General features: G+C 69.2%; 27 protein-coding genes and 1 pseudogene. 12 read left to right on the plus strand and 16 right to left on the minus strand.

What is annotated here, in order from left to right:
- Window positions 1-144 precede the first annotated feature (144 nt).
- Both ACFP2V_RS26430 and ACFP2V_RS26435 read left to right on the plus strand, forming a co-directional pair.
- Window positions 145-324 (plus strand): hypothetical protein, encoded by a 180-nt coding sequence (locus ACFP2V_RS26430; protein WP_381217501.1) that lies wholly within the window; start codon window positions 145-147, stop codon window positions 322-324.
- An 86-nt stretch (window positions 325-410) separates the two neighbouring features.
- Complete coding sequence (locus ACFP2V_RS26435) at window positions 411-1514, plus strand: IS630 family transposase (RefSeq protein WP_461091726.1); 1104 nt, start codon at window positions 411-413, stop codon at window positions 1512-1514.
- 78 nt (window positions 1515-1592) lie between these two features.
- On the opposite strand, the gene ACFP2V_RS26440 is transcribed toward ACFP2V_RS26435, so the two are convergent.
- Window positions 1593-2312 carry an IS6 family transposase gene (locus ACFP2V_RS26440; protein WP_381217507.1) on the minus strand — a complete coding sequence of 240 codons (720 nt, stop codon included), beginning with the start codon at window positions 2310-2312 and terminating at the stop codon, window positions 1593-1595.
- Between the two features lie 128 nt (window positions 2313-2440).
- Between ACFP2V_RS26440 and ACFP2V_RS26445 the strand changes: the two genes are divergently transcribed.
- From ACFP2V_RS26445 to ACFP2V_RS26475, 7 genes are all read left to right on the plus strand, one after another.
- A complete protein-coding gene (locus ACFP2V_RS26445) occupies window positions 2441-2620 on the plus strand; it encodes a hypothetical protein (protein ID WP_381217510.1) in 180 nt (59 codons plus the stop codon).
- Between the two features lie 378 nt (window positions 2621-2998).
- Entirely contained in the window at window positions 2999-3346 is a 348-nt protein-coding gene (locus ACFP2V_RS26450) for a GntR family transcriptional regulator (protein ID WP_381217513.1), read from the plus strand.
- Entirely contained in the window at window positions 3343-4329 is a 987-nt protein-coding gene (locus tag ACFP2V_RS26455; protein ID WP_381217516.1) for a DUF1648 domain-containing protein, read from the plus strand. Before ACFP2V_RS26450 ends, ACFP2V_RS26455 begins: the two co-directional genes overlap by 4 nt.
- 372 nt (window positions 4330-4701) lie before the next feature.
- A complete protein-coding gene (locus tag ACFP2V_RS26460; RefSeq protein WP_381217519.1) occupies window positions 4702-5298 on the plus strand; it encodes a sporulation delaying protein family toxin in 597 nt (198 codons plus the stop codon).
- Window positions 5299-5385: 87 nt separating this feature from the next.
- Window positions 5386-5985, plus strand: a complete 600-nt coding sequence (locus tag ACFP2V_RS26465) for an SdpA family antimicrobial peptide system protein (RefSeq protein WP_381217522.1) — start codon at window positions 5386-5388, stop codon at window positions 5983-5985.
- The gene (locus ACFP2V_RS26470) at window positions 5985-6935 is read left to right on the plus strand and encodes a sporulation-delaying protein SdpB family protein (protein WP_381217525.1); all 951 of its coding nucleotides are present in this window, start codon (window positions 5985-5987) and stop codon (window positions 6933-6935) included. Before ACFP2V_RS26465 ends, ACFP2V_RS26470 begins: the two co-directional genes overlap by 1 nt.
- A 303-nt stretch (window positions 6936-7238) precedes the next feature.
- On the plus strand, window positions 7239-8030 hold the full coding sequence (locus ACFP2V_RS26475) for an IS5 family transposase (RefSeq protein WP_381217528.1): 792 nt from the start codon (window positions 7239-7241) through the stop codon (window positions 8028-8030).
- On the opposite strand, the gene ACFP2V_RS26480 is transcribed toward ACFP2V_RS26475, so the two are convergent.
- Complete coding sequence (locus ACFP2V_RS26480) at window positions 7987-8523, minus strand: hypothetical protein (protein ID WP_381217531.1); 537 nt, start codon at window positions 8521-8523, stop codon at window positions 7987-7989. The genes ACFP2V_RS26475 and ACFP2V_RS26480 overlap by 44 nt on opposite strands.
- Window positions 8524-8670: 147 nt before the next feature.
- The gene (locus ACFP2V_RS26485) at window positions 8671-8799 is read right to left on the minus strand and encodes a DNA ligase-like domain-containing protein (protein ID WP_381217533.1); all 129 of its coding nucleotides are present in this window, start codon (window positions 8797-8799) and stop codon (window positions 8671-8673) included.
- A gap of 129 nt (window positions 8800-8928) precedes the next feature.
- Between ACFP2V_RS26485 and ACFP2V_RS26490 the strand changes: the two genes are divergently transcribed.
- A complete protein-coding gene (locus ACFP2V_RS26490) occupies window positions 8929-10026 on the plus strand; it encodes an integrase core domain-containing protein (protein ID WP_381217536.1) in 1098 nt (365 codons plus the stop codon).
- 342 nt (window positions 10027-10368) lie between these two features.
- On the opposite strand, the gene tpg is transcribed toward ACFP2V_RS26490, so the two are convergent.
- From tpg to ACFP2V_RS26530, 8 genes are all read right to left on the minus strand, one after another.
- The gene (gene tpg, locus ACFP2V_RS26495) at window positions 10369-10926 is read right to left on the minus strand and encodes a telomere-protecting terminal protein Tpg (RefSeq protein WP_381217539.1); all 558 of its coding nucleotides are present in this window, start codon (window positions 10924-10926) and stop codon (window positions 10369-10371) included.
- A 6-nt stretch (window positions 10927-10932) separates the two neighbouring features.
- Window positions 10933-13173, minus strand: coding sequence for a telomere-associated protein Tap (gene tap, locus ACFP2V_RS26500; RefSeq protein WP_381217542.1), 2241 nt, complete (start codon window positions 13171-13173; stop codon window positions 10933-10935).
- 340 nt (window positions 13174-13513) lie between these two features.
- A complete protein-coding gene (locus ACFP2V_RS26505; protein WP_381217577.1) occupies window positions 13514-15055 on the minus strand; it encodes an ISKra4 family transposase in 1542 nt (513 codons plus the stop codon).
- 2 nt (window positions 15056-15057) lie between these two features.
- Window positions 15058-15537 carry a hypothetical protein gene (locus ACFP2V_RS26510; RefSeq protein ID WP_381217545.1) on the minus strand — a complete coding sequence of 160 codons (480 nt, stop codon included), beginning with the start codon at window positions 15535-15537 and terminating at the stop codon, window positions 15058-15060.
- A 235-nt stretch (window positions 15538-15772) separates the two neighbouring features.
- Entirely contained in the window at window positions 15773-16171 is a 399-nt protein-coding gene (locus tag ACFP2V_RS26515; RefSeq protein WP_381217548.1) for a hypothetical protein, read from the minus strand.
- A 269-nt stretch (window positions 16172-16440) separates the two neighbouring features.
- A complete protein-coding gene (locus tag ACFP2V_RS26520) occupies window positions 16441-17613 on the minus strand; it encodes an AraC-like ligand-binding domain-containing protein (protein ID WP_381217551.1) in 1173 nt (390 codons plus the stop codon).
- Window positions 17614-18049: 436 nt separating this feature from the next.
- Window positions 18050-18616 carry a transposase gene (locus ACFP2V_RS26525; protein WP_381217554.1) on the minus strand — a complete coding sequence of 189 codons (567 nt, stop codon included), beginning with the start codon at window positions 18614-18616 and terminating at the stop codon, window positions 18050-18052.
- A complete protein-coding gene (locus ACFP2V_RS26530) occupies window positions 18613-19188 on the minus strand; it encodes a helix-turn-helix domain-containing protein (RefSeq protein ID WP_381217557.1) in 576 nt (191 codons plus the stop codon). The genes ACFP2V_RS26525 and ACFP2V_RS26530 overlap by 4 nt, the downstream gene beginning before the upstream one ends.
- Window positions 19189-19449: 261 nt before the next feature.
- Here ACFP2V_RS26530 and ACFP2V_RS26535 point away from each other — a divergent pair, with 261 nt between their 5' ends.
- The gene (locus tag ACFP2V_RS26535) at window positions 19450-20049 is read left to right on the plus strand and encodes a DUF3558 family protein (RefSeq protein WP_208764845.1); all 600 of its coding nucleotides are present in this window, start codon (window positions 19450-19452) and stop codon (window positions 20047-20049) included.
- A gap of 680 nt (window positions 20050-20729) precedes the next feature.
- Here the strand turns inward: ACFP2V_RS26535 and ACFP2V_RS38710 are convergent.
- Window positions 20730-20795, minus strand: a pseudogene (locus ACFP2V_RS38710) (helix-turn-helix domain-containing protein); the annotation flags it as partial.
- Window positions 20796-21411: 616 nt separating this feature from the next.
- Between ACFP2V_RS38710 and ACFP2V_RS26545 the strand changes: the two are divergent.
- A complete protein-coding gene (locus ACFP2V_RS26545) occupies window positions 21412-21936 on the plus strand; it encodes a hypothetical protein (protein WP_145768021.1) in 525 nt (174 codons plus the stop codon).
- 278 nt (window positions 21937-22214) lie between these two features.
- Here ACFP2V_RS26545 and ACFP2V_RS26550 read toward each other — a convergent pair whose 3' ends face one another.
- From ACFP2V_RS26550 to ACFP2V_RS26565, 4 genes are all read right to left on the minus strand, one after another.
- Complete coding sequence (locus ACFP2V_RS26550; RefSeq protein ID WP_381217565.1) at window positions 22215-23717, minus strand: helix-turn-helix domain-containing protein; 1503 nt, start codon at window positions 23715-23717, stop codon at window positions 22215-22217.
- 494 nt (window positions 23718-24211) lie between these two features.
- Window positions 24212-24751, minus strand: a complete 540-nt coding sequence (locus tag ACFP2V_RS26555; RefSeq protein WP_381217568.1) for a hypothetical protein — start codon at window positions 24749-24751, stop codon at window positions 24212-24214.
- A 215-nt stretch (window positions 24752-24966) separates the two neighbouring features.
- Entirely contained in the window at window positions 24967-25620 is a 654-nt protein-coding gene (locus ACFP2V_RS26560) for an endonuclease (protein ID WP_381217571.1), read from the minus strand.
- On the minus strand, window positions 25617-25850 hold the full coding sequence (locus tag ACFP2V_RS26565) for a hypothetical protein (RefSeq protein ID WP_381217574.1): 234 nt from the start codon (window positions 25848-25850) through the stop codon (window positions 25617-25619). The genes ACFP2V_RS26560 and ACFP2V_RS26565 overlap by 4 nt, the downstream gene beginning before the upstream one ends.
- Window positions 25851-26792 lie beyond the last annotated feature (942 nt).

Below are 26792 nucleotides of genomic sequence, written 5' to 3' on the forward strand. Positions count from 1 at the left end.
CTGACCAGGCGCTCTCACCGACCGTCACCGATCAGGCCCATTCCTTCTGAATGCTTACGCCGGGCGGAGCGGTTGGCGGAGCAGCAGGGCAGCGCGAAGGTCATGGGGTCGGCCGGTTCCATACACGTGTTTCATCCAAGCATCGTGCACTCGTCCTCGAACAACATGTCACCGGACCGCCGCGCGTTGCTGCTCATCACGTACAACGCGGTGGCGAATGCCCCGGAGAAGCCCACGCGTCCCGAGTTCCTGGTTTCCCGGGACACCACTCCCGTCATGTCTTTGAGCGACTCCCGTTTCCGTTTCGAGGCGGAGAGGTACTGACCGACCTTTACTGACTTCGGCGTTTTGGGGTCGGGCTGGCACTGATCCTGTTGGCGTCCCCCGGATGCGGCGGTAGACCGGGAGGTATGAAGTACCCAGACAGTGGCGGGATGACCGCCAAAGAGCGTGCACGGCGTGAGGCGGTGCGCCTGCGGGCGGCCGAGCTGTTCGCGGCCGGCATCGGCGCGCCGGAGGTGGCCCGGCAGCTGCGGGTGTCGCCGAAGTCGGCCTGCCAGTGGCGGCGGGACTGGGCCGCCGGCGGCCCGGCGGCCCTGGCCTCCAGCGGGCCGGGCGGGCAGCGGTGCAGGCTCGGCCCGGCGCTGCGCGAGAAGCTGGCCGCCATGCTGGAGCAGGGCCCGGCCGCGCACGGCTGGGACGAGGGCCAGGTGTGGACCGGTGCCCGGGTGGCGGCCCTGATCGGCCGGAAGTTCCACATCGCCTACAGCGTCTCCGGCGCCACCCGGCTGCTGCACCGGCTCGGCTTCACCCCGCAGATGCCCGCCCGACGGGCCGCCGAGCGCGACGAGGCGGCGGTGACCGCCTGGAAGGAAGACACCTGGCCGGAGGTAAAAGGACCCGGGCGGCGACCGGCGGCTGGATCTGCTTCGAGGACGAGGCCGGCCGGCAGCAGCGGCCGCCCACCGGGCGCACTCCCCCAGGCTCCGCCCGGGGGTGCCCCCAGGGGCCGGCGGGGCCGCACCCCGGTGGTGACGGTGTCCGGCCGCCGGTCGGGCCGCATTTCCCTGGCGGGCCTGATCGCGCTGCGGTCCGGCTCCCGGACCCGGCTGGGCTACCGGATCCGCGTCCACCATGGCCACCGGGGCGAGCGGCGCAGCCTGTCGGAGGCCGACTACATGCGGCTGGTCGATGGCGCCCACCAACTGCTGCGGGCGCCGGTCGTGCTGCTCTGGGACCGGCTCGGCACCCATGTCTCGAAGAGGATGCGGCAACTGGTGGCCGCTCGCTCGTGGCTGACCGTCTTCCTGCTGCCCGCATACGCACCGGAGTTGAACCCGGTGGAGGGCGTGTGGGCGCACTGCCGGCACAGGCTGGCCAATCTGACCGCCGGGACGGTCGACCGGCTGGAAACCCTGGTCCGCAACCGGCTCAAGAGCCTGCAGTACCGCCCCGCGACCCTGGACGGCTTCATGGCCGAGACCGGACTCCAACTCGACCCACCACTGCCCTGACGGCGTTGTCACGTTGTTGGGTGCGTGACTGTCTGATGGTGCGTCGGGGCGTGGTGGGCCCGCGGCCCGGGCCTGTGTTCAGGCCGTGGTGGGCAGGTTGGCAGCGCCGGTGATCTGGTCCCAGATCGCGAAGCGGATGGTCATCTCGGTGCGGTATTCGGTGGCGGTCATCAGGTGGCGGTGGGGTCGGAAGTGGGGTGAGATGCCGCTGAACGCGGCCAGGAACCGTTGTGCGGCACCCACCGATCGGAAGCCTTTCATGGCGCGCTCGCGTTGCCGCGTGGGCTGGTGGGAGTTCTCGGCCCGGTTGTTCAGGCCCTGGTGGGAGCGGTGTTCCACCAAGGGCATGACCTGACGGTGGGCGGCGCCGTAGGAGCGCAGCTTGTCGGTGACGATCACCCGCGGGACCGCACACGTCTTCTTCAGCAGGCGGCGGAAGAAGCGCCGGGCGGCGGCCTTGTCCCGCCGGTTCTGCACGAGGATGTCCAGGACGTTGCCGTCGGCGTCGACGGCCCGCCACAGGTACTTCAGCTCCCCGTTGATCTTCACGAACACCTCGTCCAGATGCCATTTATCCCTGGGCCGCGGCCGACGGCGGCGCAGTCCGCTCGCATAGGCCTGCCCGAACTTGGCGCACCACCGCCGGACCGTCTCATAGGAGACGATCACGCCGCGCTGCAGCATCAACTCCTCCACCTCGCGGAAGCTGAGCGGGAAACGGAAGTACAGCCACACGCAGTGGGAGATCACTTCGACCGGGTACCGATGCCCCTTGTACGGCGGCGACGCGCTGTCCACGGACGGTCCCCCTCCACCATGACCAACCCGAAGATCATCCCACCCGGTCAGTCAACGTGACAGCACCGCGAGCGGTGCGCCGATCGTCGTGCATCGACCCTCACGTACGAACCGGCCGGAGAATCACCGTGCACAGCAGGGGCCAGGACGAGATCCTCGGCACCGCCTACAGCGACCACGCCCTGGTCGTGTTCCTCAAGGGCGCCGGCGTCGCCGAACCCGAGGCCATCCTGGACGACCCGCAGTGGGTGGAGTGGCGCGGCGGACCACGCCCACGAGTTCCACGCCGCCTGAGTACCTGGCACTGAACGACGTTGCCGCTGTGCCCGGAGTGCTTGTGCATCTGTCGCTGCGGTTGCCCGTCGTCTGGTCGACCGACGGGCGCACGATGTGCTGCCATCCCCGGCTCCGGGAGTTCCTGTTGGAGCAGCTCGAGCACCGCGACGACCACAGCTGCGCCGGATCCGCCGGGCCCACGGCCGGCTCCTGGTCGGCGAGGGCCACGACGAGGAGGCCATCGAGGTATTGAGCAGGCCGGGGTGGCCTGGTAGGCGACCCGCCCTCAGGGTCAACGCAAGCGAAGCGCTCGCCGCTGGGACTGGTCTTCCACCGCAGACGCCGGGCGCTGTACCGAAGCCATCACCACCTCGGCTCTTCGAGCCTTTGGTGCTATCATCTTTAGCACCATGTTGCTAAGGCTGAACACTGCGGACAATCGCCCCCTGCATGAGCAGGTGGCGGGTGCGATCCGACGTGCCATTGCTGAGGGGGAGTGTGCGCCGGGTGACCGGCTTCCCCCAGCACGGGACCTCTCCCAGGCGCTGGGAATCAACGTGAATACGGTGCTGCGTGGTCTTCGAGCGCTGCGTGACGAGGGAGTGCTGGAGTTCCGGCGCGGCAGAGGCGTGACGGTGGCCCATGGGGCGGCTGAACGCTCGGCGTTGCTGGATCGCGTCCGTGATGTCGTGGCCGACGCGGCGCGCCTCGGATACAGCAAGAACGATCTCATCGACATGATCAGGGGGATTTCGTGACCGACCGTGCGGGACGCAAGAGCGCTGCGGCGTGGGGTGTCACCGGCTGGGTGTTAGGGATCCTGGCGCTGCTGGTGGCGTTGCCGCTTGTCGCCGGCAGTCGGCTTCCGGACCGGCTGGCGACGCACTGGGACGCCGGCTCGGGCAGGCCCGACAGTTCAATGCCTTTGTGGGCCGCGTCGCTCTTCCCGGCGCTGATCTGGGGGGTGACGGCGGCGCTTGTGGCACTGGTGTGGTGGCGGGCCCGTGTCACTTCGAGTGGCGGAGTAGGGGGGTGGGTCGGCGCGACGCTCGGGTTCGGGGGTGTGATGCTCCTGGGCGGCCAGGCGTCTATCGTGCGGGCGAATCTGGACCACGCGGACTGGCGCGAGGCGGACTCGGTGACGGTCTCTGTCGTCGTGACGCTCGTAGCGGCCGTTGGCGTGGGCGCGGCCGCCTTGCTGGCCAGTCGCCGTACTCCGGCCGTGGCGCCGACAGGAGGCGGACCGACCATGGAGATTCCCGCAGGAGAGCGCTTCGTGTGGCTCTCCCGCACGTCCAACCCCTGGCTCCATGCGACAGCCGCCGTGACAGGTGTCGTAGCAGTGGCCGCCGTCGTGGCGGGACTGGGGGGTTTGATGGGGGCTGAGGCTGCACTGCTGGCCGGGCCGTTCGCTCTGGCCTCTGTCCTGGTGCTCGGCTTCGCCTCGGTGCAGGCACGGGTCAGTGAGCGAGGTCTGGAGGTGGCCTTCGGGCCGCTGGGCTGGCCGGCGCGACGCTGGGCGGCCGATGGCATTGCCTCTGCCCGCGTCGAGACGCGTACGCCTTCCCAGGTCGGTGGCTGGGGATACCGGTTGAGCGGGCTGGGCACAACTGTGATGCTGCGCAGCGGTGAGTGTCTGGTAATCCGCACCCACAATGGCAAGGACTTTGCGGTCAGTGTCGATGATGCCGAGCGCGGAGCTGCCCTCCTTAACTCCTTGAACGCTCAACGTTCAAGTTGATAGCCGGTCCTGGCCAGGTGATCCCCCGCACCTGGCCAGGACCCTTTCTGAGCGAATCGCCCCTACCCCGCTCTCTGGCGACGGGTCAAGCGAAATTTCGAGTCCGCAACCGCTGTTCGGCCACTGACGCGGGAGAACCCTGGGGGCGGTATTCGGTCAAGCTGTTACTGATCGCTGCCAGTGCTTGTGCGGTACTGATCAAATATGTGAGGCTCTCGATCGCGCACCGGGGGGGTATGCGTGTCGACCGCACGCATGTGGGCCCCTCGGGCATTCCATCGATTCGAGGGGAACGAGTTGAACATCAAGCGGCGGGGAATCCTAGGTGTGGCCGGCCTTACTGCAGCGGCCCTGTGCGTGGCTGCCGCACCGATGGCAACCGCAGACACCTTCGGTGCATCCGACAGAACGGCCGTCGCCGCGCCCGCAGTGTCCGCCAAGACCGACGGTGAGAACGTCTTCCGCGGACTCTTCTTCGCCCAGGGCCAGGTGGGCAAGGACCTCTCCAAGCTGGAGCTGTTCTCCGAGGCCCGCAAGCACATCGACAACGACTCACCGGAGGAGATCCGTGCCTCCAACGTGGTGATCGAGCTGATCAACAAGCGGTCCCCGAGCTTCTTCGCCGACTTCAGCGAGAAGGCCCGCAGCGGTGACCCGCGCCAGGTCGAGAAGGCCGTCACCGACGCCCAGAACATGCTGCTGGCCGTCGCCAAGGACAACAAGTCGGCCACTCCCGTCGAGGACGGGCAGCTCTGTGGCGTCACCGTCGCGGTCGGCGCAGCGGTCGTGCATGTCGCGGCCGTGGTCACGGCAGCCGGCGCTGCCGTCACGGTCACCGTCGCCGTAGGCGCGAACTTCGTGAAGGCCAAGAACTGGTTCTGGAGCGCGGAGCCCACTACGGGTGACGACACGCCGCTGTCGCACGACGAGGCCGTCGCGCAGGTCACGAAGGCGCTCAACGCCGCCTAATGCACAGCGGGCGCGGGGAGGCTGCAGACTCCCCGCGCCCGGCTCGCCCTTCCGCCGCTCCACACGGGCAGGGACCCAAACATCACCATGAAGACTAAAATCCGCTCCTTCTATGCCAAATTCACCCGCACGGGAAATGGGCAAGTCTCCGTCTCGCGGAAATCAGTGATAATTGTCTGCACTGTGTGGGCAGTTGTAGTCGTGTACGTTGCGCAAGTTCAGCTACCGAAAAATGTGATCACGCTGCCCGGCCAAAAGGCAGCCAGGCACACCGTGGCGAACATGGCCCCCCAAGGATGGGCCTTCTTTACCAAGTCACCGCGGGATCCCGAAATGGTCCCATACCAGAGAACCCCAGGTAAGTGGAAGCCTCTTTCCCTGACGCCGCACTCCTCTCCCCGCAACGCCTTCGGGCTCGATCGCGAATCGCGTGCCCAAGGAGTAGAGATTGCACTCCTGCTGTCGGCAGCGCAGAAAAAGGACTGGCGTGAGTGCACAAGCAGCAGACAAAGCTGCCTGAGCGACTTCGGGCCACCGGTACGTCGGATCGCGAACCGGTCTCCGGAACCGACTCTGTGCGGGACTGTCGGCCTCCTGCAGGAGAAACCCACACCCTGGGCCTGGCGCGACCTCGTCCCCGAGTCACACAGCCCTGAGCAGGTCATGGTGCTGGAGGTGACGTGCTGATGCGCCAACGTGCCTTCCCCCTTCCTTGGGCAGCCGGCTACGGCCTAGCCCGTACCCTCCTCGCCCTGGGCACTCTGGGCACGTTGGCGTTCAGCGATGCAGCGACCCTCTTCCGGGAAGTCGCCACCGTCGGCCGCTACCCCTTGTGCCAGGGCGTCAACTCAGGCGGAGCCTTCTGCCTGGTGTCGTCGCAGCACTACGACACGATGCGCTGGATCTGCTGCCTCGTCCTGGTGGTGGCGGCCAGTGGGTGGCGGCCCCGCCTGACCGCCATCCCGCACGCATACGTCGCCTTCAGCGTCTTCACCGGAATTTCCATCTCCGACGGCGGCGACCAGATCACCTGGATCCTGACCCTGCTCATCGCGATGGTGGCCATCGGTGACAAACGACGTTGGCACTGGCAGCCCAGCCAGCCACTTGAGGAGCCAGCCTCCCGCCAGCGCAACCTGTCGGCCCTGCTCGGCACCAGCGCCATCATCATGGCCCGAGTTCAGATGGCTCTGCTCTACTTCCAGTCGTGCGTGGCCAAGCTGCCACACGCCGAATGGGCCGACGGAACGGCCCTGTACTACTGGATCAACAACTACGCCTTCGGCGCTCCTTACTGGCTGCGTCCCGCGCTCGACATCATCGTCGACAACCCAGTAGGTGTCGCCGTGATCACTTGGGGACCACTCGTCCTTGAGATCGCCCTGGCCGCCGCGCTGCTCATGCCCCAACGGGTGCGCTGGATGCTGCTGCCCGCGGGCATCCTCTTCCACCTCTCCATCGCAGTCGTCATGGGTTTGTGGAGCTTCGCCATCGCCATGTGGGCCGGCCTCCTTCTCCTCCTGTCGCCCCTCGGGCACGACCCCGACTTCAAGGCGCTCCTTCGCCGCACGCGCCGACACTCTGTCGCGGAACAGCCAGAAGTAGACGCACAGAGCAGAGAACGCGTCCCGGCCTGAGGACCCCCGAGCGGCCATTCCTCGTCAACCGCTAAGAAGCTGTTGTCTTTTCGATCTTGAGCGGTGGTGGTCGAACGCGGGTTCCCGGTCGGGTGATCCTGCCGGGGCCGGGGCATGAAGGCGGGGCCTCCTGAACAGCTCGTGGGTGTCGAATCCATAGAGCAACAGGAGGCCCCGGTGCCGCAGTCTTCCGTGCTGGTCCCGGACGAGTCCAACTCGGCTGCTCCATCGTGTGATTGTCTCGCGCACGTGTACGGCAACGCGGCCGACCGGCCCGAGCGACAACGCCGGTACCCGACCGACATGACGGATACGGAGTGGGCCGAGGTCCGGCCGCTGCTGCCGGTGCCGGGCTGGCTGCGCGGCCGCGGCGGACAGCCGGAGGCTTACTGCCACCGGCAGATGCTGGACGCGATCCGCTACCTGGTCGACAACGGAATCAAGTGGCGGGCGATGCCGGCCGACTTCCCGCCGTGGGACCGGGTGTACGCGTTCTTCCGCCGCTGGCGCGAGAACGCCCTGGTCCAGGAGTTCCACGACCGGCTGCGCGCGAAGGTCCGCGAGAAGCTGGGCCGGGACGCGGAGCCGACGGCCGGGGTGATCGACTCGCAGTCCATCAAGGCGGACGCCGTCGTCGGCGCGGACAGCCGCGGCTTCGACGGCGGCAAACTGGTCAACGGCCGCAAGCGGCACGTCGTGGTCGACACCCTCGGCCTGCTGCTGGGGGTGATGGTCACGGCCGCGGATATCGGCGACCGCGCCGCCGCCCAGGTGCTGCTGGGGCGGGTGGCCGCCGCGCACCACCGGCTGGAGCTGGTGTGGGCCGACGGCGGCTACACCGGCAGCCTCGTCGAGCACTGCCTGGCCACGTTCGCCCTGGTCCTGGCGATCGTCAAACGCAGCGACGACATGCGCGGCTTCGTGGTGCTGCCCAAGCGGTGGATCGTCGAGCGCCTCTTCGCCCACCTGATGCAAAGTCGCCGCCTGGTCCGCGACGTCGAACGCCGCACCAGCAGCGCCGAGGCGATGATCTACTGGTCGATGACCCTGCTCATGACCCGCCGCCTGGCCCGGCCACGCCCGTCGCGGGCGTGAACCGGCCCGGCGCCGACTCCACCGCCCAGCCGCGGGCCACCAGCCGTTTCGCCTTCGACCGCAGCGCCTCCACCCGCGCCGGCACCACGTCCATGCCGAACCCCACGGCCAGTTCCTGACAGGTCATCGGCCCCTGACCGAGCCGGGCCCGGTCCGCGAGTGCGGTGAGGATGCGCTGGTAGTCCACCGGCAGCGCCGACCGGGCCAGCCCCTCGCGCCACACCGGAACCCGCGACTTCGGCTTCACCGCATCCCCGGACACCGACCGCGCGGCCGTACCCGGCGGATCCGCGACGGCCTCCGCCCCGGCGGTGCCGCTGCCCGCCGGGGCCAGCACCGCGCCGACCCGCCTGCGGGCAATCACCCACTCCTGCCACTCCAGCTCGGCCGCAGCGAGCTCGGCCTGGATACGGTCGGCCTCCTCCCGCAGCCCATCCACGCGACGGCGAGCGGCGAGCTCGTGCTCTTCCAGCAGTCCGACGACCGACGGCATCCGCAACCTCCCCAAGCAGTGACCATCCGACAGGCCACCACTCCCACGGAACCGCCACCCCTATGCCCGACCAGGCAAAACGCCGTCCTCAAGCTCGGAAAGACAACAGCTTCTGAGACACCTTGGGGCTTGAGACACCCCTACAGGTCACATAACGCAGTCGAGCGCGGTCGCGTCCGGCAGCCACCCGGCTGCGGCCACGATCTCGGGCAAGGCCGGCCCCATGTCGGTGCCCCGGCGTGAGCGCAGCACCACGGTGCCAGCCTCGACGGACAACGCTGCCCTTGCCGAAAACCTCATCCGCCGAGGTAGGAGCCGGTGTGCGGGATGCGCGGGTTCTCGAGCACGGACGCTGGAATCGGTGCTCTCGCGGGACTGGCGATCACCCCGGCATGATGGCTGGTCGTGCTGCTACGACTGGCTTACCTGACCGTGACGAACGCGTTCGCCGTGCTGCGCCTGCTGCCCATGAGCGACCGGGACATGGAAACGGAGATCCTCGCCCTCCGGCATCAGATCACGGTGCTGGAGCGCCAACTCGGTGGCGAGAAGGTTCGGTTCTCCCCGAACGATCGCGCGTTCCTGGCGGCGTTGCTGCACCGCCTGCCCTCGCAGGTGCTGCGCAGGATACGGCTGGTGGTGCGTCCGGACACCGTGCTGCGCTGGCACCGCGATCTGGTCGCACGCCGCCACGCTGCGCGCTCCCGGCCCAAGCGCCCGGGAAGGCCGCGGACCGTGCGCTCCATCCGGCTGCTGGTGCTGCGGCTCGCCCGCGAGAACTCCAACTGGGGATACCGCCGCATCCATGGCGAACTCCTCGTTCTGGGCGTTACGGTGGCCGCCTCCACCGTCTGGGAAATCTTGAAGGAGGCCGGCATCGACCCGGCGCCCGAGCGGGCCTCGAGCACCTGGGCGGGCTTCCTGCGTTCCCAGGCCGACGCGCTCCTGGCGTGCGACTTCTTCGAGACCGTCACCTTGTCCGGGGCCCGCTTGTACGTGTTCGCCGCGATCGAGCACGCGAACCGCCGGATCCGGGTCCTCGGCGCCACCGCGCACCCCACCGCATCCTGGGTGACGCAAGTCGCGAAGAACCTCGTCATGGACCTCGAGGACGCCGGCTGCCGGGCCAGGTTCCTGATCCGGGACCGGGACGGGAAGTTCCCGCGGTTGTTCGACGAGGTCCTCAAGGACGCGGGTATCGAGGTGGTGCTCAGCGGAGTACGGATGCCGCGCATGAACTCAATCATGGAGCGGTGGGTGCAGACCTGTCGGCGCGAGCTGCTGGACCGCACCCTGATCTGGAACCAGCGACACCTGCTCCACGCGCTACGCGAGTTCGAAGACTTCTGCAACTCCCACCGGCCCCATCAAGGCATCGCCAACGCCCGCCCGCTACGCCCCTTGCCGATGCCGATCAGCGATCCGAAGCAGATCACCCGCCTCGACATACGACGACGCCAACGACTCGGCGGCATCCTCCACGAGTACCGACATGCCGCATGACCTGCGCGGATGAGCTTTCGGCAGGCGCAGGGTTCAACGTTGGTCACGCCGGGTCCCTCGCTGGAAACACTCCAGCCGAGCGCTTCCGCCCAGAACTGGCCGACCGCCGAGTCGTCAAGAGCCTTTATGTTCACCTGAACAGGTCGCAGTGCCATGCCGGCGATCCTATGCACCCGCTCTGCAACGACATCCGCAGATACCGTCACCAAACAGAGAGCAAATCGCTCACCAGCCGCAATGCTCACGCCAACCAGAGCGCTCAGCTCTGCCGGGTGAACCGCTCACTCGCCAGATGAAGTGCTCAGTCACAGCGGTCCGGGTTCGCAGCGCGGTCTGGGACGCCTACAGGTCGAAGTCGAGGTGCTCGATGTCGGTGAAGCGGACCTCCTCCAGGCTGCCGGCGCGGCGGCCGCCGTCCTGGAAGTACACCTCCTTGAGCCCTTCGGCAGCGATCTTTCGCAACTGCTGGTCGCTGACGCCGGCCGCTTGGGCGTCGAAGAGGCGGGCGGCGTACCGCGGGGGCAGGGCGACGGTCAGGTGCCGGATGCGGTCCTGGTCCGTCGACCCGATCGGCGCGGTGTAGCCGAGGCGGGCGCGGGTGTCGATGACGATGCCGCCGGTGGTCGCCGCCTTCTGCCGGGCCTTGGCCCGGATCTGCGGCTGCCAGCGCTTCTTGACCTCGCGCTCCAGGCGCGCGGCAAGCTCCGGGCGCGGCTTTTTGATCTGGTCCTTCACGTACCGCTCGACGGTGCGCTGGGAGATCCGCAGCATCTGGGCGACCGCCCTGGTGCCCTTGAGTTGCTTGACCAGGTACCGCATCTGCGCGGGCGCACTCTTGGGCGCCGGGCGGGTGAAGGTCTTCTGCATTGCGGCGTCCAGGCCGTCCCCGAACATGCTCATCGCCTGCTACTCCCCGTTGTCCTGGCCGGTGACGGTGCCGTCCTTGATGTACCGGGCGAGGTTGAGCTCCGGGGCGTTGAACCGCTCGCGGACGCCCTCGCCCCACAGCACAGTCTGGGTGCCTTCCCACTTCACGAGGCCGGGGTTCACCCCGAGTTTGAAGCCGCCCGGCAGCGGCTTGCCGTCCTGGTAGGGAAGAAAATCCAGCGGGCTGGGCCCGTCGGCCGCGTACACGACACAGTCGGACAGGACCGCGACCGGGTACTGGCCGGTGAACGCCGCATGCTTGACGATCTTCCGGTGGAGGTTGATGCGCGTGCGGGAGATGACCGCGGCGCGGATGTCCGGACGCCATGTCGGCCGGGCAAGGGCACGCCACGGTTGGCCGGGCCGCCAGCCCTCACCACGCGGGCGTTCGCGCAGCTTTCCCAGGCCGCCCTTGACCGTCGCCTTGATCGCGGAGACAACGATCGCCAGCTCGGGGTCGCGCTCCCTGTAGCCGTCCATGGCCGCCAGGAAGTCGGCCGGCTCCAGGTCCGTGTCCACTCCGAGGTCGTCCATGGTGGCGAGGTAGGCGTCGCGCAGCCGGTGGTACCAGCCGTCCAGGTAGCGGCCGTTCTCGTAGCGGACCCACGCCTCGGTCGGGCGCACCTCGTAGCCCAGCTCCACCGCGTAGGCGACGGTGGGTGTGGCGTACCAGGCTGGGCCCTCGGGGCGCTCGCCCGTTGGCGTGAACGGGCTGGGCAGCAGGCCGGGGTCCAGGTCCGCCCACTTGTCCTTGGCGACCTTCACGCGGGACAGGTCGACGTGGGAGAGGTCGACCAGCCACGCGCCGGGCAGCTTCGGATCGAATACGGGCTGCGTGACGTGCGTCGGCGAGCTGAGGCCGACGGCCAGGCCGTTGGCGCCGGCGGCGAAGGCCATGTTCACGTCGATGCCGACCAAGTACCGCAGGGTGCATTCGGCGTCGGTCATCGGCCGTGCCCAGTCGTACGCCTCCTCGAAGAGCTTCTCCGCCGGGCCGCGCATGTGGAAGCGGGGCAGGTCCGCCAGCAGTGGGTGCCCGTCCGGGGCCTCGCACGGCGCGCAGTCCACCGGGTCCTTGCCCAGGCTGCCCGGGTTGCGCTCGGAGTGCCGCTTGCCGTCGGCGTCCGGCTCGGAGGCGCGGGTCGGCGGGTGCAGCGCGGTCATCAGCTCCAGGCCGGTGACGGCGGTGGAGCCGCGCGGCGTCACCACCCGCGACGCGTACGTGCCCAGGAGCCGGGCGAGTTCCGCCGGCGGAAGCTGTCCGGCCTCGCCCCAGTGGCGGGTGTCGAGCGCGTGCCAGGACGGGATGCACAGCTGCACGCAGGCCCGCTCCGAACCGGTGGCGGGGCGGTAGATCCGCGCCCACGGGCCGAACCCGCGCTTCGTCAGCTTCCAGTCGGCGCGGGCCAGCTGCTTGATGACCTTGTGGCCCTCGGGGATCCGCCCGGCGAGCCGCTCTTCCTCGGTAAGGGCAACCGGCAGGCCGTAGCGCTCCAGCGCGGCCTCGGTGAGAACAAGCAACGGGTCGGCGTCCTTGCCCGGCCCGGACAGTTTCGGCTGTCCGAGCCTTGCCTCCGTGAGTGTCCAGTTGACCAGGGCCGGGATGGACTTGGCGGGCACATCCAGAACCAGGCCGCCGACGCAGTACGCCAGCACCTTCCCCTCCTCGACATCGATGACCGCGAGCGGCCCGTTCTCGAAGCGCGCGTCGGCGCCGCCCGCGGGGGTGCCGGCCGGGGCCGTCTGCTTCGTACCCGGACGCCGAGACGCCGACGACGTCGGCCTGGTGGTGCGCGCCGGACGGGGCGCGGCCGCCAGAGCAGCGGTGACAGGGGCAGGGCTGGTCTGGGTGTTCCCGTCTGCAGTCATGGCCGCAGCCTCGGCCGCCTTGCCTGTGGACAGGGTCTCCGCGTCGGCCAGGGCAGACGGGCCAGTGATCGTGGTCGGCACCACCGGGGCCATCATCTCCGCCACCGGTGCAGCGGGGTAGAGCTCCACGAGCTGTTTGAGCAGCCGCGCGTACGCCTCACGCTCCGGCGGGCGGGGCTCGGTCTTGCCGGACTCCCAGGCGCTCACCGTGGCACGGCGCACTTTAAGCGCGGCGGCCACCTCGTCCAGTGTCAGGCCATGCGCGGTACGCAGCCGCTTGCGCTCCTCCGCCGGCGGGAGCGGAGAGCGGGACGCGACCAGCGCGTCGACCGCATCGAACAGCTCGGACATGGAACACCTCCTGACCGACACCCTATCCCGTGAACCGTACGAACCGCGTTCTTCCTCCGCACGAATTCCGTACGAAGTGCGTACGAAGTGCGTACGGAGGGATGCTTCGGGCGCTTCCACGGCCAGTTTTCACAAACGCGTAATGCGGTCACCCGCGGCTCACCCTGCAGGTCCACGACAATGGTCACTTCTGCCCCGCCGCTCAGGCCTGCCGGGTGGCCGTCGAAGATGCCCTCCTCGCACAGCAGGCGCCGCGCATCGGACAGCAAGGGGTCCAGGACCAGGCGGATCGTTTCCAGCAGGTTCGACTTGGGTGCAGATCCAATGAGGGTACTGTCGATCAGGGGGTGGGTATGAGCCGGTCGCGGTAGCGCGTCTGGTGGTTGCGGGTGTATTCCTGCTGCTGGTGCCAGGCCCAGTAGGCGTCGAAGTCGCCGTTGCTGCGCAGGGCGCGGAGCTTGAGTACGGCTTCAGCTCCGGACAGGCCCCAGCGGGCGCCGGTGATGTCCAGGCGGTCTTTGACCAGGTGCCGGCAGGCTCCCTCGATGATCCCGGTGGCGATCGGCCAGCCGCGTTCCAGGGCGGTGTCGTAACGCAGGTACTCGGCCTTGCCGGTCAGGTAGCTCACGGCCTCGTCGATGCCCTTGCGCCGGGCGCCGCGCAATTCGGTGGCGCGGGCGGCTTCCTCGAGTGCGGTCGCGGTCTGCTGCACGCCGCCGCCGAGCAGGACGCGGGCATGGCGGGCGACCCAGTTTTCGGCACAGGCATCACCGCTGTCGTGCAGGCACCATGCCGCTCGCCACAGATATTCGAGCACGTGGATCAGGTCGACGATGATGTGGACCTTCACACCGCGCTGCCGTGCTTCGGCCTTGATGAGGTCGATCTGGTGGCGGGCCCCGTCGACCAGGACGACCCACGGGCGGTGGTGGCCGGGGTCGCGGTGCTCCGCCTGATCGAACACGGCACCGACCACCTGCGCGGCGGTGTCGTTCACCGAACCGCACAACCACTTCGAGCGGGCCTTCGGCCCAGGGCGGCGCTCGGGCGCCGTGCCGTGGACGGCGTCGTCCTGCCGGTCCGGGTCGGCGATGACGTCGTCGACCGTGCGCAGGGCGGGTTCGGCGTCGTAGACGGCTCCCAGGGTGGCCATCCGTTTCCGGCCGTGTTTCTCCCCGGCCGACAGCCTGGTCTTCATCGCGTTGCCGCCCTTGGCCGCCGCGGCCTTCGCGGTGTCCTCGCGCAGGGCTTCGGGTCTTATGACCACGCCCTTGCCGTCGACCGACAAGATGAGTGGCGTGGTGTCGGTGCAGGGAGCTGGCACGAGGGCGTCGTAGAACGCGTCGATGTCCGCTGCGGCGCCGACAGCGAGTTCCTGGACCTGCCGGTGCCCGATGCCGGAGCCGGTGTGGGCGTTGATCCGCTCGCAGGCGTCGGCGAAGCTGCCGCGGGCGGACTCGATCGCGGCGAGCCTGGCCAGTCCGTGCGAGTGCATTCCGTCCGGAAGGTTCAGCACCGCGTCGGCCGGGTGCAGGTCCGCCACGCCGGTGCCGCGGTAGGCGATCCGGACCACGGTGACCTTGCCGAACACCGTGGCCAGCCTCCTGTGTCGGTCCCGCTCGATCCGGGAGCGCGGGGCACCGGCGGCGTCCATGACCTCCTGCCGACGCACCTCGTTGCCGGCCCGCAGGGTCAGGTGGTCCTGGAACAACTGCCGGGTGACCTCGCGCATCCGCGCTCCCAGCAGATCCTCCAACTGCGCGTGCGTCATCACCGCCGCCTTGGGGGCCGCCAGCTCCGCACACGCCGCGGCGAACAGACCCGCCGAGGCGGCGAAGGCGTCCTCACACTCCGCGAGTACACCGTCAGCCGGCCCCGCCACGCTCACCACCCCTGCTTCCTGCCGTCGACCTTGAACAGCCCGGACGAAGGTTCGGCCAGGATCCCGCGCTCCACCAGCCGCTTCAGCTTCGAGCGCATCCCCTCGACATGCCGCGGCTCGGTCCCCGGACCCAGGTGCCGGCAGACCTCTTTGCAGCGCATCGCCGCCCCCGAGGTCGCGAACAAGGCGATGATCTCCCGGTACTCCGGCGACATCACCGTCACGTCCAGCTCCGCCTCGGCCTTCACCAGCGCCACGGCGACTCCGCCGGCACCCCCGACCATGGCGTCCGTGCCCGGCACCGACGAAGACGGTGCGGGCAGCACCTCCTCCACCGTCTCCCGCGCGATCTGCAACCGCGACAGCCGCTCCTCTGCCCGCGACAACTCCTCGGACAGGCCAGCGATCTGCTCACGCAGCCGCTCGGCCTGACCCAGTACCTCAGCCCGCCGGGCCTCCAACGCCTCCATCAACGACGGCACCCCACACCCACCCTCGCTCGACACCCGCACCCTTCACGGCGGGATCGACCCCGGCGACGGTAGAAGCCGGCACGACCGGCCACATCCCGAACCCCTGCGAATCACCCCAACGAGGCACCCTCAGAAAATCTGCACCCGTAGCCGAACAGCCACGCCACTGGCGGACTGCACGCTGGCCAGGTTCCCCCAGGGTTCAGCCTGGGGGAACCTGGCGATCACTGAGCGGCGGGCTTCATCAGCCAGCCCACACGCCGGTGTTGGCCGTGGTCGAACTGAAGTCGAAGATGAAGCGTGTGCCAGGCTTGACATCGGTGGCAACTACGGTCCACTGGCCTGCCGGTGCCGTCTTGAAGGATTCCTGACACTTGACTCCGCCCGAGGACGGGTAGAAACAGACGGCAATCGACGTCTTCTGGTTGGGCTTGATGTTGATGTCGTTGCAGTTCCCCGGCATGGTGAGGCGGGTCTGACCGTTGTTCGGATACCACCGGTCGCCGGACGGCTTGGAGTAGGACTTCGCGCTGCCGTAGCAGGACGTGGCGGCCGACGGCTGGGCCTGTGCGCTGGGCGCGAGCGCCAGGGTGCTGCCTATAACAGCGGCAGCAAAGACGCCTGCAGCGATGCGTGTACGCATATCTCTCGGTCCTCCAGAGCGGCGAGCCGGGTTCCCCTCATTGCCTCCGGACGCACTCGCCTGTGTATTCCCCCGACCTCCGAAGGCGCCTCCGATCCTTGCGGCCCCTGATCGGGATGTCGTTGACCCTCAGCGCCGTTTGGTTGACAACGCGTGCCAGGGGCGGACAGGTCGGCGTTGTGGCCGGCCGGGAGGTCGAAGCAGAGGTGGAGGATCCGGTGGCCGCTCATGGTGCCCACCCGGCGCCAGGCGTGCCAGGGGCGCGACGACTACTGGTACTGCTGGCGGTACTCCTGGGGACTGGTCCCGTAGGCAGTGCGGAAGGCTCGGCTGAAGTGGGCGGGGTCGGTGAATCCCCAGCGGGCGGCGATGGCGCGGACCGGGCGGGAGCACAGGAGAGGGTCGGTCAGGTCGCGGCGGCAGCGCTCCAGCCGTCGGACGCGGATCCATCTGGCGACGGTCGCGCCGTTCTCTTCGAAGAGCCGGTGCAGGGAGCGCGGGGAGATGTTGTGGGCCGCCGCGATCGTGGCCGGGGACAGCTCGGGGTCGGCCAGGTTCTGCTGGATGAAGGCACGCACCTTCAGCAGCAGGGCCCCCCGGTAGGTCTGGGGCGGTACCGCGCCTGCGTCCAGGTGGTGAGCGAGGAAGGCAGTGAGCACGTCGAGGGTGAGGGTGGCCAGTCGGGGGCCGTCCGCCGTGGTGTACGAGGCGGCGCCCGCGCTGAGCTGCGTGAGGTAGGCGGACAGCAGGGCGCCCACCCCCTCACGCCCGCACAGACGCATCCCGGTGAGCCGTTTGACCTTGTTCGCCGGAAGCGGCAGCAGCGCCCGGGGGAATTGCACCAACACCCCCTCCACCGGGTCAGGGTCCGCGCTCGCCCAGCCGTGCCAGGGGCGTGAGGTGTCGAAGAGCAGTACCTCACGGGAGCCGCTGGTGGTGTCCTGGCTGCCTTGGAGGATCCGATGGCCCCCGCGCAGAGTCAGCATCAGCTGCATGGATTCGGGATCAGAGCGCCGGATCATCTTCGCCGTTCGACGTGTCTCCAGCGACGGGTAGGCTAGCGCCGATACCTGAACGCCACCCAGATCCAGCACCCGCGCACTCGCCCGGAAGTCCCCCTCATGGTCACTATGGACCACGCTGGGTATCAGTGCGCTGACCGTCATGTCGTACCAGGACGCGAACCTCTCGGCCGCCGGCAGATCCAGCGTCCGGAACTCCGTCACCAGCACCGTGTCATCCCCCTCACGAGGGCGAGCGGCCCAGACCGCCGAGAGGGGCCCGCGCTGTGGTCCGGCAGTGAGCGCGGCGCAGGTACATCCCCGACGACGGCTACGGTGGCGATCGCCCCATCCCCCGTACCCCGGCCGTTGGCCCGGACAACAGCCCGTCCACCGGCACACCCCGTCCAATCGTCGAACGGATAATACGGTACTCAACATGGCGTGAACATGCCCTAATGCGGAGAACCTGGTCCAGGCCCTTAAGCGGCGTGCCCATGCGCTTCTCACACAAAGAGTCGTCGAAGAAGGCGGTCGAGGCTTCACAGATGGCCAAGGAGGCCGCGCAGAAGGCGGCCGAGGAGACCGCGGCCGCCAAGGACGACTCCAAGAAAGCCGCGGTCAAGGCCAAGCAGGCCGCGCGGTCTTCGCCGTCTGGGCCTACGAGCAGCGGGCCGGCCAACTGCCGGGGCTGTCTGCTGCGTGTGTCCCGAGACAGGCGACACGTTCGCGACGTACTGCGCGGCGTGACGCCGGCCGGGGCGGGGTCCGAGAGGCCTGCACGCTGTGCCGGGGCTTCCTCGGGGAAGCCTTCTCGGTAGGCGACTTCTTCGCGGCCTTCCGGGTCGTGGTCTTCGTTGCGGCCGTCTGGCTTTGTTCACGAGAACCGGTTCTGGCCCAACTTCTGTGGCGCGACCACTCTCAGCCCGGATCCACCGGCTTGATTTCGGGGTGTGGCACGGGCGTTGAGCTGGGTGGTGGCCAGGGCCGTGGCCCGGTCGATCTCGGCGGGGTCGGCGAAGGACTGGCCGGCCAGAGCGGTTTTGCGGAAGATCCGCCACCAGCCCTCCTGCAGGTTCAGCCAGCAGGCGCCGACCGGGATGAAGGCGTGCCGGATGCGGGGGTGATCCTCCAACCAGGTCCGGGTGGCCAGGCTGTTGTGGGAGGAGAGATTGTCGGTGACCACCACGATCTCGCCCGTCGGGTTGGCGTCCTCCACCATCTGCAGGAACCACTGGTAATTGACGCTGTTTCGGGAGGAGGCGGTCATGGTGACCTCCCGGCCGTCCGTCGGCCGCAGGGCGCCGTAGACCCAGGTCTTCTCCGGCCCCCGGCTGTAGTCGAGTTCACTTTTGATCCGGTGCCCGTCCGGTGACCATCCCGGCGCCGGCGGGAAGGTGCGGGGGATCACCGGGCCGAGCTCGTCGGCGCACAGGACCGTCACGCCCTCGGGCGGGCTGGTGTAGAGCGCGACGATCCGCGTCCTTTTCCCGCGAAGTCGGGATCCCGGCTCCGCACCCAGGACCGGGTACGGCGCCGGCGCACGCCCTCCGCCAGCAGGATCCGGCGCACCTGACTGCGCCGGACCTCGATTCCCTCGGCCCGGGCCGCCTCGGCCAGTGCGTCCAGCGTCCACACCGGCGCACCGGCCTCGTCGGCGGCCTGAAGGGCGCCGTCGGCCCCGGGGACCGGGCGCCCGGGCGGCGGTTTCCGGACCAGCGCGATGATCCGGGACCGCTCGGCCTCGGTGATCCGCCGCTTGCGGCCCTGCCCGCCCAGATCGGCCAGACCGTCCAGGCCGGAGGCGTTGAAGCGGTGCAGCCAGCGGCGCACCGTCTGCTCATGGCAGCCCAGCTCCCCGGCGATCTCCGGGACCCGCAGCCCCTCCCAGCTCAAGACCACCACCCGGCCCCGCTGGATCCAGTCGCCCGGGGCGTGCCGGGCCCCGGCCAGCTTGCGGACCTTCTCCTCCTCGGCCGCATCCGCGGCCGGACGCGCCCGCAGGATCTTCGGCATGCGGCTCGCCTCCACCGACTCGAACCAGCATCCCCACCAACCTACGCCCCGAAAGAGGAACCCTGCACTAGCGCTCGGGCCACGGCTCTTTGTGTCCCATGGACCTGGACGAGACGTTCGAGTGCCCTGGCTTCATCGAGGGACTCGAGGTCTTCATGCTGAAACCAAGTCCTGACTCCGGAACGTCTGTTGGTTCACCTGCGCCGGGCATCCTGCCCCTGTGGGGAGTTCCGGAGCCAGTTACGAGGGGGGACCGAACCGATGACGCACACCCGTACCCGCACCAGATCCCGTAGCCGAGACCGTGGCCGCAACCGCCCGTTGTCCCTGGCGGGGGTGGCCCTGGGGGCGCTGCTGATGCTGACCCTTCAGGGGTGCCAGGACGCAGACTCCGACGCCACGAACAAGCCGAGCCCGACCGCCTCGGCCACGTCGGCACCGGCCGAGCCGAACGCGGAGGAGCCGTCGCAAGCGCCCAGTCCCACCAGTCCCACCTCGGTGGGGGACCCGTGCGCGCTGGTGACCCAGCAGGAGGCCGAACGGCTCGCCGGCACACCGGTGAAGCCCGGCAACGTAGTCGACGAGACCTGCACCTACGTCGCACCCGAGTCCGGGCCGACCGCCCAGGTGGAGATCTTCGCCGGAGAGTCGGGGCAGAACTACTACGACGCCGAACGCCAGCTCGGTCACGAACTGAAGCCGCTCGACGGCATCGGTGACGAGGCGTATCTGGAGGACGGTTCGGTCTTCCTGCGGGTGGCCGAGGAGTGGGTATCGATCCGACTCGTACGCGGCAACCCGGCGGCGGAGAACGATCAGCCGCTGACGGACCTGGCCCGCACGGTGGCCACGCGCCTGTGAACCGGACCGCCGGTGACGACAACAGCCCCCAGATCAAGGCAAAATCCGGGGGTCCTTGTCGTACGTCGGTATGCCGTCATCGTGCCCTGCGGCTGACGACGGTCGCGGTCGCCGCCGCCCAGAGGAGCGACAGATAGAGGACCTCGGTGAGCAGGGCGCCGCCGGCCAGTTGCTTGGGCTGATGCTGGACCGCCTGGTGGAGGCCGGCCTGCTCAAGGCCGGGGGCCGGCAGCGTACCGACGCCACCCATGTGCTGGCCGCGGTTCGCAGCCTCAGCCGCCTGGAGCTGGTCGGGGAGACGCTGCGGGCCGCTTTGGAGGAACTGGCCGAGGCCGCCCCCGCCTGGCTGACTCCGCTGATCGAGCCCGAGTGGGCCAAGCGGTACGGACGCCGGGTGGAGATCGGCAAACTACCGGGCGGGAAAGCGGCCGTGACCGCCCGGGCCGAGGAGTTCGGCCGGGACGGACAGAAGATCCTCGCCGCCGCCTGGGCCGCCAGCGCCCCACCCCACCTGCGGCTTCTTCCTCAAGTGGAGATCCTTCGCCAGGTCTGGGTCCACCACTACTTCTGGGACGTGGACGGATCCCTGCGCTGGCGGGACGGCCACGCCCTGCCGCCCGCCTCGCTGCGGTTCGACTCCCCCTATGACACCGATGCGCACTACTGCGTCAAACGAGACACATTCGTACCTCTTCGTGGCGCTTGCGCTGCCCGGCGGTCAGCCCGCCCCCGTCTGGATACCGCATGTCTCCGGCGTACCAGTCACGGTGGACTCCGTCACCGGGTTCGACGAAGAGACCTCAAGACGCCGAAGTCAGTAACCGCGGCACGAACGGCTGCAAGCCGCGGCCGATAGACCGCGGCCCTGTGCCGTGTCGGCCGCACCCGGTGGTCGGCCGACCGCCATGAGTCGTCTCCGCGTCCCAGGACGGCATCTCAGGGCATCCCAGGGACCTCTGTTTCCGCAGTTCAACAGGGGTGGGATCGTTCCATCGTCGCAGGTGTGGCGGCAGGCGTTGTGTGGATCCCCGCCGTCCTCGAAGCTGTGGGTGTCGCACCGGCCGAGGCAGAACGACCGCCCCGGCAGCAGCACGGCAACGACACCTACCCTGCGCCTGCGTACCAGGACACCTGTGTGCCCGAGTACTCAAGGCGCGGCGTTCGGCTCCCCACGGCGCCCGCCGCCACACGCCGGCCCCGGGGCGAAGACACCGGGCCGACTCCTGTCCGATGGGGCAGTCGGGCCGTCCTGTCCCTCGAATCGGACGCGGACGAGATGGCGACAAGTCGGCAGGCGCCTTCGGCACGAAAGCCGGAATCGGCCGAGAGTAACCACATACGGACCAGAGAAGGAAGACGCACATGAACAGGAAGTCCTCCGCACACCGTCGTCCGGGCCGCCGCGCGGCCGTCGCCGCCGGCCTCGTCTTGGCTGTCGGACTCGGTGTGTCGACACAGGTGTCGGCACAGGCGTCCGTCCATGCCCCCGCAAAGGCGTCCGCCGCCGCATCGCAGTCGGTCAGCGGCACGTTCGGCCAGGCGGTAACCCGGGTCGCCGACTTCTACGGCGCGTACATCGACGCGAAGGGCGACTACGCGGACCCGGACGTCACGCTGGCCACGGCGCTCCGCAAGCACTACCTGACGCCCGACTTCGCCAAGCGGCTGGCGGCGTGGGAGAAGAAGAATGGGGCGGACGGCGTCCTGCGTGCCCAGAATGTCCCGGCGCAGTGGACGGTGAGCGACAACGGCGCCGTGGGTAACGGCCATGAGGTCATCGTCACCCTGGCCTTCGGCAGTGGGGAGACGACGCAGAAGACCAAGCTTTTCGTGCTGGTGGAGCGGTACAACCACATCAGCGACATCGCCACCACGAGCGCCCGCTGACGGCGGAGCGGTGCCCTCTGCCGGAAGTCTGGGCAGCCGACCGTTGCTCACGCAGGACCCGCCGCCTGCTCGGACGCGTTGTGTCATGACCGGGCCGGCCGCACGGCTCTGGCCCGGGCGCCTTCCGCGGGGCCGTCGAACGCACCAAACTCCTGGTTCCACGGCTTCCGATGCCTGCGCATCCGCTGGGAGAGACGCGACGACAACCACGAAGCATTCCTCGGCCTTGCCGTCTACCTGATCACTCACCGCCACGTGAAACGGCTCTGTCAGGGCTTCTAAGAGTCGACGGGCACCCATTGACGCACACCGTCGCCGTTCGTGCCGTACCAATAGTGGGGCAGGCCCTTGATGCTGTTGGTGCGGAACGGGCGGCCGTGGTCGTCGATGCGGACCGTGCCGGTGCGGCCCTGGGAGGACCAGTCGAGTTCCAGGTACCAGTCGCAGTCGTAAGCCTCGGTCGTCGCGGTGACCAGCAGCACCTCCGGATCCTCGGCGGAGACGCGGTAGGGGAACTGCACCGCAGGGACGGGCTTTCCGCTGTCATTGCCGGGGCCCGCGTGGGCGATCGGGCGGTTGACGTCCAGGTCAACGGAGAACTCACGGGGCGCCAGGTCGCTGCCGCAACCCTGGCCCATGGCGTACGCATTGCCGGTGACCGGGGTGCCGCGGCTGACGATACGGACCTCGAGAGCCTCCAGGACCACGGCCGTGGACGACTTCCCCTGCACCGAGATCTGCACCCTCGTCTGCCGCCCGGGCACCGCCCCCTGCGTCGCCGCCCACACCCCGGCGTCCTGCTGCACCGGCGGCGGGGGCACCTGGGCCGGCTTCTTCGCGATGACGTAGTCGTGCCCGCAACCGCCCTGCCAGATCTGCGAGTCGGCGGTCCAGGCGAGCGGCACACCGGTCGACACCGGGGCGTCGCTCTTCGTGTCCGCCGACGGTCCGCCCTTCGACTCGGGGCTCCCCGAAGCCCGTACTCCTGCGGAGGGCGAGGCCGATGAACGACTGGAGGAGGGGCTGGTTGCAGTGGCAGAGGGGCGGTGTGACGTACCGGTTCCTGTTGTACGGGACCGACCGGGGGCCTTGGCGGAGTTGTCGTGAGACCGACCGGCCGACAGCGCCGGCAGACTGCCCAGCGTCACCAGCAACACGGTCACCGCGGCGGCACCGACGGCGGTGCGGCGACGGCGGTACCAGGGCCGTCCGGTCGAGCGGGCCGCATCCCACTGGGCCGTCGGCTCGGGACTTCCCGGTCCGGGAGCGCCGGGAATGGGCGGCCAGGCATCGGGTGCGCCCGTGTCGAGTGGCGGCGGTGCACCGCTCGTGCTGCCCCCGTCACCACCGATGCCGTCCGCGCCGTCACCCACGCCCTGCACCGTCCGGATGTCCGGACCCGAAGCCCGCTCGCCCCCTGCCTGCTCCAGCGCCCCCTCGGCCTTTGTCGGCTCCGCTGTCTCCTCGGCCCGTGTCGGCTCCGTCGCCCCCTCACCCGCCCGAGACCGCTGTCGTACCGCCACCGCGAGCAGCCACAGGCGGTGCAGTTCGAGGCGTTCCTCCGGTGTCGCCCCGCAGAAGGCGGCCAGACGCTCCACCGGGGCGTAGTCCTGCGGGACCGCCTCGCCCGCGCAGTAGCGGTGCAGCGTGGAGGTGTTCATGTTGAGGCGCCGGGCCAGGGAGCCGTAGCTCCGGTCCGTGCGGTCCTTCAGTCGGCGCAGCAGCGCCGCGAACTGCTCGACGTCATCCCCGGTCGACACCGTTCCCCCGTCCTCCCACATGTCCCCCTATCCCAGGCGGTCCATGTAACTGCACGTCAGGCGGGCTGGGTTGGTTCCACCCTCGCCGGACGGACGTCCGGCATTGCGCCGGGCCCCAACTCCCGCCCATACAGGCGTCATCCACCTCACCTGGGAAACGACAACGCCCTTCACCAACCGGACGACACCATCAACACCAAACGCCTACCACAACCCTGCGGTTGCCGAATACGGCCGAACTGCTTGTTCCGCTTGGGCATGGTCTCCGGTTCCTCGGGGTCGTCCGGATCACTGTACGGGGCTGGTGCGGCCCGATCACCAGCCCTGGTAGGGGATTTAGCGTTGTGTGGAGTGAAGGGCGTTCAGGCGCGTCTGTGGGATCTCAGCCTCGATCCACCGCGTGATCAGAGATCACGCGGTGGATCGAGGGTCAGAGATCCAGGCTCCCAACAACGTGACAGCGCCCTCCTCACGGTGGGTGCGACCGCCTGCGCGGCATGCACGTCGGTGGTCCGTCAGGCGGTGGCGCCGCCGCGGGCGGCGGTGACGAGGTGGTGCCGCGTGATACGGCCGACCTCGTGCCAGAACGGCTTCGCCGTCAGATAGGCGCCCAGCACGGAGAGAACGCCGAAGGAGACGTCGACGCTGAGCCGGCCCTGCTTGGCCCAGTAGACGTCCTGCAGGTCCAGCAACAGCGCGAACTCGTCGCAGATGAGCGCCGAACCGCAGCCGTAGGCGGCCGCGGCGGCAGGGTGCCCGACGGCGCGTTCATCACCGCGTACGGCGATCAGGCCGAGTCCGGCCAGGGTGGCGATCCCGATGTTGTAGTGGTGCACGTGCTCGCCGCCCGCGGAGATGTTGCCCCAGGGCAGCCAGCCGCCCCGGATGCCATGCGTGATGACGCGGACCGATCCGAAGGTCACCCCGAACGAGATCCAGGTGATCAGCAGCGACCGCTGTACGGGGGTCAGATGCCGGTCCGCCGCCTGGCGCCATCTGTGGATGAGCAACGGCCTGTCGCGGTCGCGGCGGTGGCGCGCTGCGGTGATTCTCATGGCTGACCGGCCTCCCACGCCGAACCGGCATCCGCGGACGGCGTCGGGCCGTCCCGGACACCGTCACTGGTGTGCCCATTCGACGTTAGGCGCGCGGACCCGCACCTCGCATGCCCGCCACTGCGAGGTGGGGCCGCTCGGGTGACGGCGGCGGTGACGGCCGCAACGGCCGCGACGGTCGCAACGGCCGTGAGGGGAACGCCGTCCGTCGTTGGTCAGGCGGCGTGACCGAGGCATTCCTCGGCCACGTGCTTGTCGAGCGCCGCCCGCACCAGCGCGGCGGCGAGGACGGCCGGTTCCGTGTCGCCGGCGAGTTCGACGAGCCGGCCGGGGTCCTTGGGCAGCCCGAGGCGCTGCGCCCCGGACAGCGCCTTGTCGTCCAGGTACGGCGCCGCCTCGGGCCAGACCTGCTGGACCTCGGGCAGGAAGATGCTGACGCCGGCCGGGCCCAGCCCCGGCACCTCCTGGAGCAGGTCGCGCAGCTCGGAGACCTGGCCGTGGGCCTCCTCGCGCAGCCGGCGCAGGTCGCCGCCCCAGCGTTCGGTCACCAGTTCGGCGCCGTCGCCGAGCTGGGTGGCCGTGCGCTCGTCGTAGCGGCGGTAGCCGCCGCGGCCCAGCGCGTCGACGCGTTCCTGCCAGTCGGATCCGGCCATGCGGCGCGGATCGCGCAGGCCCGCGTCCGACAGCGCCCGGGCCGTGGCCACGGCGACCGAGCCGCGGATCCGGGCGCTGAGGAGTATGGCGAGCACCAGCAGCCGGTACAGCGGCTGCGGAGTGTCCTTCAGGGTGATACCGGCCTCCTGTGCGAACGTCTCGCCGTGCGCCGCGACCAGCTCCCGCAGGACCCGGGCGTCGCGGTCCCGGGTCACCGGGTGCCCTCGAGTGGCTCGTGTCCGATGCTCAGCCCTTGGCCGAGATCGCCGGCGGCCATCAGGCAGGCGCCGGTCAGCAGCGTGTACCGCACCGCGTTGGGGCTTTTGAGGTACAGCAGTTCTATCGTGGCCCCGGCCAGGACCAGCAGCAGCGCCGCGCGCGGTATCAGCCCCGCGGCCAGGGCGAGCGCGGCGGCCGTGCGGGTGACCAGTGTGGGCCGGTACACGGCCGCGAGGAGGGATGCCCGTCGGGGGCCGAATCGCTGCTCTGACAAATCCGTTAGTGATCACTAGGTGAGTGATGCGCTGACCTGTGGATCTAGTGATCGGTGCAGGATTCTGCGCTGTGGCGCGGTGTGTCTCCGAGCTGGGGTTTCCGCGGAGGATCGGAAGTCGCGGAGGCTCTGAAGTGCAAGTTCAGTGATCATTTAGGAATGTAGTGATCGGTGCAGGATTTCTCTATCGCTGCGTGGTTCAGGTGGATTGGTCTGTGCTGGTCAGGGGCTGGCGGGTCGTGCCTGAGAGGCGGCGGCAGGGCCAGCGCGTGGCCTTGGTTGTCGAGGCGATCCGCCGCCTGTCTGGGGGCTGTTGCGCGGTAGCGGTGTTTCCCGGAATGGGTGAGTACCCCGAAGACTGTGAGCAGGTCTCCGAGGCCTATCGGCTCCAGGCGAAGGAGGAGATCGCCGCACTGTGGGAGAGCATCGGCTTCCAACTGTTCCGCCGCGGGGTATGGCTCCTGGACACCGCCCTGCGCCGACCGGAGAACTCATGCAGGCCCGCCGCGCTCAACTGCGCGCGCTCGGCACGGCCTTCCAGTAGTCCGGGTCCGTCTGAGAGCGGCTCGGCGGACACCACGGCTGACGCAGACGGCACCGGGTCGTGCCGGGGAGGCCGTGTACGATCCGGCTTTTCCTGCGGGCGCTGGTCTGGTTCGGGCAAGCCGTGACCGCAGCGAACGGCTCCCGCCCCCGAAGTTCGACGAACTGCCGTAGATGTACGCACCGTGGCGGCCGACTGAGGCGTCGTTCCGCCTGGACCGGCCGTGCTCCTGACGGCTCGTGGGTCGACTCGGCGACTGTGAGTGCTTGAGGTGGTTCATGCAGGGGTGCGTTTGGTTCGGCGTAGCAGGGTCAGGGTGGTGACGGCGGCGAGGGTCATCCAGGTTTTGC

Origin of the sequence: Streptomyces incanus (genome assembly GCF_042656345.1) — a bacterium.
Classification (GTDB): domain Bacteria; phylum Actinomycetota; class Actinomycetes; order Streptomycetales; family Streptomycetaceae; genus Streptomyces; species Streptomyces incanus.